Consider the following 11,381-nt stretch of genomic DNA (forward strand, 5'->3'; position numbering starts at 1 on the left):
AATTTCTTATGAATCAACTTTTGATAAATAAAAATAATAAATTATAAAAATAAAGTTTTAATAGTAAGTTTAATTTTGTAGTCTAGGAGGATAAATCATGGAAAATGTTCAACAAAACCCATTAGGTACAGATTCTATACCAAAATTAATGTTTAAATTTTCTGTGCCAAGTATTATAGCTATGATAGTTGGAGCATTATACAATATTGTAGACCAGTTATTTATCGGTCAGGCAGTAGGAACTCTCGGCAATGCTGCAACAAATATTGCCTTCCCTCTTTCCACATCATGCATAGCTGTATCATTATTATTCGGAATTGGTGCAGCATCGTGTTTCAATTTAAGTATGGGGCGTGGTGAAAAAGAAAAATCACCATTTTATATAGGAAATGCGATTATTATGTTATTTTCATCTGGTGTAATATTATTTATAATTACGCAACTATTTTTAACACAGATACTAAAAGCTTGTGGTTCTCCTAATGATGTACTTCCATATGCTCAAACTTATGTGAGAATTACCTCATTTGGTTTCCCATTTTTAATTTTATCTGTAGGTGGAGGTCATATAATTCGTGCTGATGGCAGTCCCAAAATATCAATGTTCTGTAATATATTAGGAGCAGTTATTAATGTTATTTTAGACGCTATCCTTATATTTGGATTTAATATGGGAATGGCTGGTGCAGCCTATGCTACTATAATAGGTCAAATTGCATCTACGGTTGTTGTTATCATTTATATGAAAAACTTTAAAACAGTCCCTCTTTTGGTAAAACATTTCAAATTAAATATAAATTATATAAAAGAGGTTGCTTCTATAGGTATGGCATCTGGTATAAATCAACTTTCTATGATGATTGTTCAAATTATTTTAAATAATTCACTTAGATATTATGGTGGTTTATCAATATATGGAGAGGCAATTCCCATTGCATGTGCAGGAATCACAATGAAAGTTTCACAACTATTCTTCTCAGTTGTAATCGGTCTTAGCCAAGGAAGTCAACCAATTGAAAGTTTTAACTATGGAGCTAAAAAATATCACAGAGTTAAATACACTTATATATTAGCAAACAAAGCAGGTGCGATTATATCAATTATTGCATTTATATTATTTCAACTATTCCCTATGGAAATTATATCTTTATTTGGTTCTGGTACAGAAGAATATTATCAATTTGCAACAAAGTTTTTCCGTATCTTCTTATTCTTTATATGTATAAACTTTATACAACCTATTACATCGACATTTTTTACTTCTATAGGAAAACCCATAAAAGGTATATTTTTATCTTTAACTAGACAAATAATTTATTTACTTCCTTTAATAATTATACTACCTCTATTCTTTGGTATTGATGGTATAATTTTTGCTGGCCCGGCTGCTGATTTGATTGCAGCAATAACATGTTTAATCACTATAAGTATAGAATTTAAAAATATGAAGCAATTGGAGTTAGTAGAAGAACATTATTACAGTCATTAATATAATAAATAAATTTAATTTCATATATATAATAAAAAAAGAGCTTTAAGATATAGAATATCCAAAAGCTCTTTTTATTATATAAAAATTTTAATTAGTCTTGTATTACGTTAACTTTATCTTCAACTTCTTTACATACCATAGCAACAAATTCGTCTACTGATAAGCTACCCATCTCACCTTTATCTCTTGATCTAACTGAAACAGCATTTGCTTCAACTTCTTTTTCACCTACAACTAACATGTAAGGAACTTTTTCTAATTGTGCTTCTCTTATTTTGAAGCCCATTTTTTCCGCTCTGTCATCTATTTCAACTCTTAAACCTTTAGCAAATAAAGCATCTTTAACTGCTTTAGCATAATCGTTGTATTTATCAGATATAGGAAGTATTTTAACTTGAGTTGGAGCTATCCAAACTGGGAATTTACCAGCATAATGCTCTATTAATATTCCTATAAATCTTTCTATACTACCTAATAAAACTCTGTGTATCATAACTGGTCTATGTTTTTCACCATCTTGTCCTATATAAGTAGCATCGAATCTTTGTGGTAATTGCATATCTAATTGTATAGTACCACATTGCCATGTTCTACCTAAGCAATCTCTTAAGTGGAAGTCTATTTTTGGTCCATAGAATGCTCCATCACCTTCATTTATTTCATAAGCTAAACCTAATTCTTCTAAAGCTTCTCTTAAACCATTTTCAGCTATTTCCCACTCTTCATCAGTACCCATAGAATCTTCTGGTCTAGTAGATAACTCTATTCCATATTGGAATCCGAATACTTTGTATACGCTGTCTATAAGTCTAACTACGTCTTTTATTTCGTCTTTTATTTGTTCTGGTAACATGAATATATGCGCATCATCTTGAGTGAATGCTCTAACTCTCATAAGACCATGTAAAGCACCTGATAATTCATGTCTGTGAACTCTACCAAGCTCAGCAACTCTCATAGGGAAATCTCTATAAGAATGTGGTTTTGATTTGTAATATAACATTCCACCTGGGCAGTTCATTGGTTTTATAGCGAAATCTTGGTCGTCTATTTTAACAGTATACATATTTTCTTTGTAGTGATACCAGTGTCCTGAAGTTTCCCATAAATGTCTGTTTAATATTATTGGAGTTTCTATTTCAACATAGTTATCTTCTCTATGTACTTCTCTCCAGAATTCTAATAATGCATTTTTAAGTTGCATACCTTTAGGCATGAATAATGGGAATCCTGGTCCTTCTTCTGGTATGAAGAATAAATCTAATTCTTTACCTAATTTTCTGTGGTCTCTTTTCTTAGCTTCTTCCATTAAGTGTAAGTATGCTTCTAAATCTTTATTTTTTTCGAATGAAGTTCCGTATATTCTTTGAAGCATTTTATTTTTTTCATCTCCACGCCAGTAAGCACCTGCAACACTTAATAATTTTACAGCTTTAACTTTTTTAGTTGATGGAAGATGTGGCCCTCTACATAAGTCAGCGAAATCACCTTGTTTGTAGAATGATATTACTTCACCTTCTGGTAATTCTTCTATTAATTCAACTTTGTAGTCTTCTCCATTTTCTTTAGCCCATTTTAAAGCTTCTTCTTTTGGAAGTTCATATCTTTCTATTTTTAAATCTTCTTTAGCTATTTTTTTCATTTCAGCTTCTATTTTAGCTAATTCTTCTTCTGTTATTCTATGATCTAAATCTATATCATAGTAGAATCCATTTTCTATACTTGGCCCTATAGCAAGTTTAACTCCTGGATATAATCTTTTTAAAGCTTGTGCTAACATATGAGCTGATGTATGTCTGAATACGTCTTTTCCTTCTTCATCATCGAATTTATATAAGTTTAATTCACAATCTTCACTTACTACGTAGTCAAGACCTACAGTTTGTCCGTTAACTGAAGCTGCAACAACAGCTCTAGCTAAACCTTCACTGATTGATTTTGCTATATCTAATACTGATATTTTGCCTTCGAATTCTTTAATTGAACCGTCTTTTAATGTAACTTTAATCATTTTTTTCCTCCTGTATTTTTTCTAATAAATTTTGAATTTATAATTACTCTAACTAAATCAAGAAAATATATTCTATGATTCCATTATTTAGATTTCATATAAATAATAAAAAAACTCGTCCCAGAAAGTTGGGACGAGTACGATATCGTGGTTCCACCCAAGTTGATTTATTTAATGAAAATAAATCCTCTTGATGACTATAAGGTTGTCAACCGAACACTTTCACATCTAATGCTAATAAGTTCCGCTCCGAGGTAGTTTTTCAAATAGATTATTTTATAAGGCTTTCAGCCGGTGACCTTACTCTCTAGCAAAATAGATTCTAATTTACTTGTCCTCTTCATCGCAATTATATTATAATTTTTAACTATTCTGATTTAGATTATAACAGATACTTAAAAATCATTCAATAATAATATTCAACAAAATTTTTATAAGACTTTATAATTATGATAGTTTTTTAACTTTATAAGCTAAATTAATTTCTATTAATAATTTTTACGTTGTCTTCGAATATTATCTTTATATTTTCTATTATTTCCTTTGAAGTATCATTTTTTAAATCATCTATTATTTCTATTTTTTTAGGGCATAAAGCTAATAATACACTTATTAGACAGTCTTCGTAGTTTAGATCCTCCTTCATAATCATGCTCATCATTTCTTCGCTTTCTTTATTATTTATTTCGATTCCATTTCTGTCAAAAAACCTAAAGCTGCTATCTTTCATTATATGTATTATTAATAAATCAATTTTATGTTCTTGTGATTCTATAAAATATTTTAAAGTATTTATAAATTGATTTTTATCTCTCTTTATTAAATATTCTTCAAGTGCTATATCACTTATTATAGATATATACACCATAAAATCTCTCATTCTAAACCTAAAAAAACCGTCTATATTTAACACCTTTTCTGATTCTATAAATTCAACTAATTTATTGTAAATCGTATTTATTATAAATGGTTCTTTTTTATCAAGGAGACATTTAGCTTCTCGATATATTTCCTCCTTTTCTTCATTATTTAAATTTCTGTAGTTATTCCATATGTATTCTTTTAAATTTTTATCCTTTAAGATAATTAATATTAGTTCTATTACCCCATTAATTGCTTCTTCTTTATGTTCCTCATTTTCCATATCAATATCTACACATAAATCTCTTAAATGCTCATTACATATAATATATTTATTACAATTATTTTTCATAAATAACTTAACCATATAATCATGCTGTGGTAAATAACTTATATGTATCATATTATTAGTCAATATAATCGTTCCCTTCCGTCAAATCAGAAAAGTAGTTTAAATATATCTATATAGTATTATGTCTATTTTTTATTTTTTAATTCACATTTTGGATATATTGGTTAAATTAAATTGATAACTTTATAGAATAAAAAAGGCTGTAGATTAATTTAAAATCTACAGCTTTTTTTATAATTTAATTTTTATTATCTTTCACCTTTTTTGTATGGATTACCTAAAGCAGCCGGAGCTTTAGATGTTCTAACAAATAATATTAACATTACTAATGTTACTATATAAGGTAACATTGATAATAAGTTTTCGTTTATAGTTATTCCTAATGATGGATTTCCTAAATAAACTGTAAGTCCTGTTGAGAAACCGAATAATAGACAAGCCGCTCCTGCCCATTGTGGTCTCCATTTACCAAATATAACAGCTGCTAAAGCTATATACCCTTGTCCTGATATTAAAGCTGGTCTGAATGTTGAAACTATAGCTAAACTCATAGAAGCTCCACCTATACCTGCTAATATACCTGAAAGAATAACACTTGTATATCTAACTCTTGATACATTTATACCTAAAGTATCTGCTGCACCTGGATGCTCACCAACAGCTCTTACTCTAAGACCGAACTTAGTTTTATATAATACAAACCAAACTACAACTATCATTGCTAATGCTATATATGTTGTAGCATAAGTATTGAATATAGTATCTAATATGCTTCCTGATTCAAATACACCATTTAAAGGTCTTGGAATTTTATTTTCCATTGGTATAGTTGGTGTTGTAACTGAACCATTGAATAATATTTTAGATGTAAATAATGCAACCCCTGGAGCTAATAAGTTTATTGCAACCCCAGATATTGTGTGGTCTGCATTGAAACTAATAGTTGCTATACCGTGAATTAAGGCGAATATACCACCTGCTATACCAGCACATAATAAACCAATCCATGGATTACCTGTTAGGTATCCTGCTGTAGCTCCGACAAAAGCTCCTATTGTCATCATCCCTTCAAGTCCTATATTTACTATACCTGAATTCTCTGAAAAGATACCACCAAGTGCTGTAAATATAAGGGGAGTAGAATACATTAAAGTTGTACTAAGGATTATCGCTAAATCATTCATTATTCATTCACCCCTTCATTTTTTCTTTTTTTGCTCATTTTTTGAACAGCTATTTTAATAACATGTACTAATGCTATGAAGTAAACTATTGATCCGATTATTATACTTATAACTTCTGATGGAGCACCAACTGATTGCATTTTTGTTCCACCATATTTGAATGCACCGAATAATAATCCTGAGAATATAACACCAATTGGGTTATTGTTTGCTATAAGTGCAACTGCTATACCATCAAATCCATATCCTTCTTGAGCTGGAAGTACTGTTATAACATTTGTAACACCCATAACTTGTATTGCACCTGCTATTGCAGCTATCATACCTGCTATAGCCATAGATTTTAATATAGAAGAGTTTACATTTATACCTGCATACTCTGCACCGAATTTGTTGAATCCAACTGCTCTAAGCTCGAATCCTAAAGTTGTTTTTGCTAATATAAATGCGATTATGATAACTATAATTATAGATATAACAATCCCCCAGTTTACACTAGTCGCTGGACCAACTAAACCTTTTAACCAATCTATGCTTATTTTTGCACTATCTTTTATAGGTACTGATGTTTCACTATTAGGTACTTTTAACCATGAAGTCATTAATACAAAGTTGCTTAGATAGAAAGCTATCCAGTTTAACATTATGTTTGCTATAACTTCATTTATTCCGAATTTAGATTTTAACCATCCTGCTACTCCACCCCATATTGCACCAGCAAGTGCTGCACAAAGTAAAGTAAGTGGTATATGGATTATTGCTGGTAAATCTAAACCTGCACCAACTAAAACTGCTACTAAAGCACCTATTATAAATTGACCTTCTGCACCTATATTGAACAGACCTGTTTTAAATGCAAAGGCAATTGATAAACCTGTAAGTATTAATGGTGTCGCTCTTATTATAGTCCATGCTATATATTTAGGCTTACCGATTATACCGTCTATTAATGCAGCATAAACTGTTATTGGGTTATGTCCAGATAACATTAATGCTATTGCACCAACTAGAAGTCCTAATACTACTGATAGTACTGAGAATAAGAAAGTATCATTAAGAAAACTTTTCTTTTTTGCTATTTTATTTTCCATCTACTGCACCTCCTGCCATCATAAGTCCAAGAGTATTTTCGTCTGTAGTTTTTGCATCTACTATTCCTACTATTTTACCTTCGTACATAACAGCTATTCTGTCTGATACGTTCATTACTTCGTCTAATTCTAATGATACAAGTAAAACAGCATTTCCTGCATCTCTTTGTTCAACTAATGCTTTGTGAACGAATTCTATCGCACCAACATCAAGTCCTCTTGTAGGTTGAGTCGCTATTAATAATTGAGATTCATTTGTTTCTTGTCTAGATCTCTCTATATTCATAACCTCTCTACCTATGATTATTTTTTGTTGGTTACCACCAGAAAGTGCTCTAGTTTTTTGAGTGTAATCTGTAGGTCTAACGTCAAATCTTGAAATTATTGATTTTGCATGTTTGTCCATTGCGTCTTTGTTTATTATGCTATTTTTAGAGAATCTAGCATCTTTGTAGTTTTGTAATATAGAGTTTTCTGCAACAGTGAAATCTAAAACAAGACCTCTTTTATGTCTATCTTCTGGTATATTTTTTATACCTTTTTTGAAGATTTGTTTTGGAGTATTATTTACTATTTCATGTCCGTTTATTTTTATGCTTCCGCTATGACATTTTCTAAGACCAGTTAAAGCTTCAACTAATTCACTTTGTCCATTTCCGTCTATACCAGCTATACCTACTATTTCTCCAGCTCTTACTTCTAAAGATAATCCGTCTACAGCTGAAATTTTTCTGCTGTCTTTTACAACTAAATCATTTATTTCTAGTACTGTTTCTTTTGGTTGAGCATCTTCTTTATCAACTTTGAAGTTAACTTCTCTACCAACCATCATTGTTGCTAAATCATCTTCTGTAACTTCATCAACTTTTACAGTATCGATGTATTTACCTCTTCTTATAACAGTACAATGATCTGCTATTGCTTTTATCTCTTTTAATTTATGAGTTATTATTATAACTGACTTACCTTCTTTAGTTAAGTTTCTGATGATTTTTATTAAATCTTCTATTTCTTGTGGTGTTAAAACTGCTGTTGGTTCGTCAAGTATTAACATATCAGCTCCTCTATATAGAGCTTTTAATATTTCAACTCTTTGTTGCATACCTACTGATATATCATCTACCTTTGCCATTGGGTCTATAGCTAAACCATATCTTTTAGATATTTCTTCTACATCTTTTATAGCTTTGTTCATATCTAAAGTTCCCATAAATTTAGTAGTTTCACTACCTAAAATTATGTTTTGTGCAACTGTAAAAGTTCCTATTAACATGAAATGTTGGTGAACCATTCCTATCCCTTTGCTTATTGCAACGCTAGGATTTTCGATATTAACTAATTCTTCGTTTATATGAATTTCACCTGAAGTTGGAGTGTATAATCCATATAAGATGTTCATTAGAGTTGATTTACCTGCACCATTTTCACCTAAAAGTGCATGTACCTCTCCCTTGTGTACAGTCAAGTTGATGTTGTCATTGGCAACGAAATCGCCAAATTTCTTAGTTATATTTTTCATTTGTATACTTTTATGATTGTAATCTATATAACTATTTTCCATGCTCACACTGTCCTCCTTATTTTTTTAATTAATAATATTCTATATCCGACATTAATCGTCTACTTAAAAAAATGGATAATACATATATATATTATCCATTTTTTATAGAATCTATTTGTATTTTAAAAGTTTTCTAATTCCGCCAGAAATATACTTTATTTAGTTAGTTTTAAAAAATTATTTTCCAACTATTTCATTGTATTCTTTCTCATTTTGAGGAACTTTTATTTCACCGCTTTTAACTAATTCAGCTTGTTCTTCAACATATTTTAATATGTCTGCTGGAACATTTTTATCAGTAGTTTTAGCTATACCAACACCACCACTTGCAAGTGTATTTGTTATAACTTGTCCACCTTTGTAATTTCCATCTATCATTTGACCTATTAAGTCTATAACTGATACGTCTACATTTTTAACAGCTGATGTTATTACGTTATCTGGAGCTAATACATTTTGGTCTGTATCAACACCAATAGCCATTTTTCCATTTTCTTTAGCAGCTTCTATAGCTCCTGTACCAACTGCACCTGCTGCTGTGAATATTACATCAACACCGTCTTTATGCATTTGGTTAGCTATTGATTTACCTAATGCAGCATCATTAAAACTATTTGCGCATCTTACAACTACTTCACAATCTGGATTTGCAGCTTTAACTCCTGCCATATATCCATATTGGAATCTGTTTAATACAACACTCTCCATACCACTTATAAATGCTACTTTGTTTGTTTCAGTCATTTTACCAGCTATTAATCCTGCTAAATATGATGAAGTATTATCTTCATATACTAATGAAGTAACATTTTCTGGTTGTTCTTCATAAGCATGGTCAACTACAGCAAATTGTTTTTCTGGATAGTTTTTAGCTGCTTCTGCTATAGCATCTGCAGTTTTATAACCAACACCTATTATTAAATCTAAATCTTCTTCAACGAATGTTTCTATGTTTGGAACGTAATCTGCATCTTTAGTAGACTCTAAGTATTTTACTTTTACTTTGTCACTTCCATATTTCTCTTCTGCTTTTTGTAAACCTTCCCAAGTAGATTGGTTGAATGATTCATCATTAACTCCACCTGTATCTGTTATCATCCCAATAGTGTATACGTCTTTTGAAGTATTATCAGCACCATCATTCTTATTGCTGCATCCAACTAATAGTGTTGTCATCATTGTGAATGCAAGTCCTATTGCAAATAATTTCTTTAATTGCATTTTGTCCTCCTAGCGTTCTCTATTCTGTTTTTATTTTGTGCAAATTTTCTTATATTATTTATAAGTTATTAATTCTTTATATATTATGATAAACTTATAGTAATATTTCATATTGTGTAACACATATATAATAATTGCACGATTTTTTACCTTTATCTATTATCCTATTTTCTCATTAAAATTTCAATATAAAATTAATTTTTTTTTAATTTTTTATTACATTAAATATTTAATTTTACTTATTTTCCAAAAATACACTATATATCGACATAATATCGACATAAAAATAGCTATCAATAGGTTTAAACCTTTTGATAGCTATTAATTAATTCATATATTATTTATAGTATAACTTATTTCCCAACTATTTCATTGTACTGTTTTTCATTTTCTGGAACTTTTATTTCTCCAGATTTTATTTTATCAGCTTGTTCGTTAACATAGTCAAGTATGTCTTTAGAAACATGATCTTTTGTTGAATCTGATAATCCAACACCACCACTTGCAAGTGTATTAACTATAACTTGTCCACCTTGGTAGTTTCCATCTAATATTTCACCTACTAAGTTAACTATTGATACGTTTATATTTTTTACTGTTGATGATATTACATTTTCTGGAGCTAAAGGATTTTGATCTATATCAACACCTATAGCCATTTTTTTGTTTTCTTTAGCTGCTTCTATAGCACCTGTTCCAGCTGCACCTGCTGCTGTATATATTACATCAACACCGTCTTTGTGCATTTGGTTAGCTATTGATTTTGCTAATGCTGCATCGCTGAAGCTGTTTGCATATCTTACAGATATTTCACAATCTGGATTTGCAGCTTTAACTCCTGCTCTAAATCCATATTCGAATTTATCTAATGTAGCACTTTTCATTCCACCTATGAATGCAACTTTATTAGTTTCAGTCTTTTTAGCTGCTATTAATCCAGCTAAGTAAGCTGCTGTATTATCTTCATATATTAATGAAGTTACATTTTCTGGTTGTTTGTCATAAGCATGGTCTATTATTGCAAATTGTACATCTGGATAGTTTTTAGATGCTTCTTCTATTGCACCTGCTATTTTATATCCAACACCAATTATTAAATCTAAATCTTCTTCTACAAATGTTTCTATGTTTGGTGTATAGTCAGCTTCTTGACTAGACTCTACATATTTAACTTGTACTTTATCTTTTCCGTATTTTTCTTGAGCTTGTTGTAACCCTTCCCAAGTAGATTGGTTAAATGATTCGTCGTTCACTCCACCAGTATCAGATATCATACCTATTTTGTATACATCTTCACTATTGTCTGTTTTATTTCCGCTACATCCAACTAATAATGAACTCATCATTACCGCTGCAAGCCCTACTGCAAATAATTTTTTTAATTGCATAATGTCCTCCTACAAAACTGTCTAATTTTTGTTATTTTTATTTTGTGCAGATTTCGACTATTTATAAGTCATATTATTTTTTTAATAATATTTTAATTAGTATACATTATATGTCGAAATCACGCGAAATATATCCACTTACATTATCCTATTTTCTTTCAAAAAAATCAATCTTTTTTTTTCATTTTTTTCTTTTTGTTCGTCTTTTTTTTCAAAGATC

At 30.0% G+C, this 11,381-nt stretch carries 8 protein-coding genes and 1 other annotated feature; of the genes, 1 reads left to right on the forward strand and 7 read right to left on the reverse strand.

Annotated elements, in window-relative coordinates:
• The first annotated feature begins 97 nt into the window (after positions 1 to 97).
• Complete coding sequence (locus I4U58_RS09155) at positions 98 to 1,489, forward strand: MATE family efflux transporter (protein WP_195930996.1); 1,392 nt, start codon at positions 98 to 100, stop codon at positions 1,487 to 1,489.
• Positions 1,490 to 1,583: 94 nt separating this feature from the next.
• On the opposite strand, the gene thrS is transcribed toward I4U58_RS09155, so the two are convergent.
• From thrS to I4U58_RS09190, 7 genes are all read right to left on the reverse strand, one after another.
• Complete coding sequence (gene thrS / locus I4U58_RS09160; protein WP_195930997.1) at positions 1,584 to 3,503, reverse strand: threonine--tRNA ligase; 1,920 nt, start codon at positions 3,501 to 3,503, stop codon at positions 1,584 to 1,586.
• A gap of 126 nt (positions 3,504 to 3,629) precedes the next feature.
• Positions 3,630 to 3,856, reverse strand: a binding site (T-box leader).
• A gap of 125 nt (positions 3,857 to 3,981) precedes the next feature.
• Positions 3,982 to 4,779, reverse strand: coding sequence for a putative sporulation protein YtxC (ytxC, locus tag I4U58_RS09165; protein WP_195930998.1), 798 nt, complete (start codon positions 4,777 to 4,779; stop codon positions 3,982 to 3,984).
• 185 nt (positions 4,780 to 4,964) lie between these two features.
• Positions 4,965 to 5,900 carry an ABC transporter permease gene (locus I4U58_RS09170; RefSeq protein ID WP_195930999.1) on the reverse strand — a complete coding sequence of 312 codons (936 nt, stop codon included), beginning with the start codon at positions 5,898 to 5,900 and terminating at the stop codon, positions 4,965 to 4,967.
• On the reverse strand, positions 5,900 to 6,991 hold the full coding sequence (locus I4U58_RS09175; RefSeq protein ID WP_195931000.1) for an ABC transporter permease: 1,092 nt from the start codon (positions 6,989 to 6,991) through the stop codon (positions 5,900 to 5,902). The genes I4U58_RS09170 and I4U58_RS09175 overlap by 1 nt, the downstream gene beginning before the upstream one ends.
• Positions 6,981 to 8,552 (reverse strand): ABC transporter ATP-binding protein, encoded by a 1,572-nt coding sequence (locus I4U58_RS09180; RefSeq protein WP_195931001.1) that lies wholly within the window; start codon positions 8,550 to 8,552, stop codon positions 6,981 to 6,983. Before I4U58_RS09180 ends, I4U58_RS09175 begins: the two co-directional genes overlap by 11 nt.
• A 177-nt stretch (positions 8,553 to 8,729) precedes the next feature.
• Complete coding sequence (locus tag I4U58_RS09185) at positions 8,730 to 9,773, reverse strand: BMP family ABC transporter substrate-binding protein (RefSeq protein WP_195931002.1); 1,044 nt, start codon at positions 9,771 to 9,773, stop codon at positions 8,730 to 8,732.
• 353 nt (positions 9,774 to 10,126) lie between these two features.
• Positions 10,127 to 11,161 carry a BMP family ABC transporter substrate-binding protein gene (locus I4U58_RS09190; RefSeq protein ID WP_195931003.1) on the reverse strand — a complete coding sequence of 345 codons (1,035 nt, stop codon included), beginning with the start codon at positions 11,159 to 11,161 and terminating at the stop codon, positions 10,127 to 10,129.
• Between the last annotated feature and the right edge of the window lie 220 nt (positions 11,162 to 11,381).

The sequence above is a fragment of the Clostridium sp. 1001270J_160509_D11 genome (assembly GCF_015667935.1).
Lineage (GTDB): Bacteria > Bacillota > Clostridia > Peptostreptococcales > Peptostreptococcaceae > Intestinibacter.

Bases quoted from the DNA above. Each gene is read 5' to 3' on its own strand.
- I4U58_RS09180 (WP_195931001.1), bottom strand. From the start codon at position 8,552: ATGGAAAATAGTTATATAGATTACAATCATAAAAGTATACAAATGAAA.
- thrS (WP_195930997.1), bottom strand. From the start codon at position 3,503: ATGATTAAAGTTACATTAAAAGACGGTTCAATTAAAGAATTCGAAGGC.
- I4U58_RS09175 (WP_195931000.1), bottom strand. From the start codon at position 6,991: ATGGAAAATAAAATAGCAAAAAAGAAAAGTTTTCTTAATGATACTTTC.
- I4U58_RS09185 (WP_195931002.1), bottom strand. From the start codon at position 9,773: ATGCAATTAAAGAAATTATTTGCAATAGGACTTGCATTCACAATGATG.
- I4U58_RS09155 (WP_195930996.1), top strand. From the start codon at position 98: ATGGAAAATGTTCAACAAAACCCATTAGGTACAGATTCTATACCAAAA.
- I4U58_RS09190 (WP_195931003.1), bottom strand. From the start codon at position 11,161: ATGCAATTAAAAAAATTATTTGCAGTAGGGCTTGCAGCGGTAATGATG.
- I4U58_RS09170 (WP_195930999.1), bottom strand. From the start codon at position 5,900: ATGAATGATTTAGCGATAATCCTTAGTACAACTTTAATGTATTCTACT.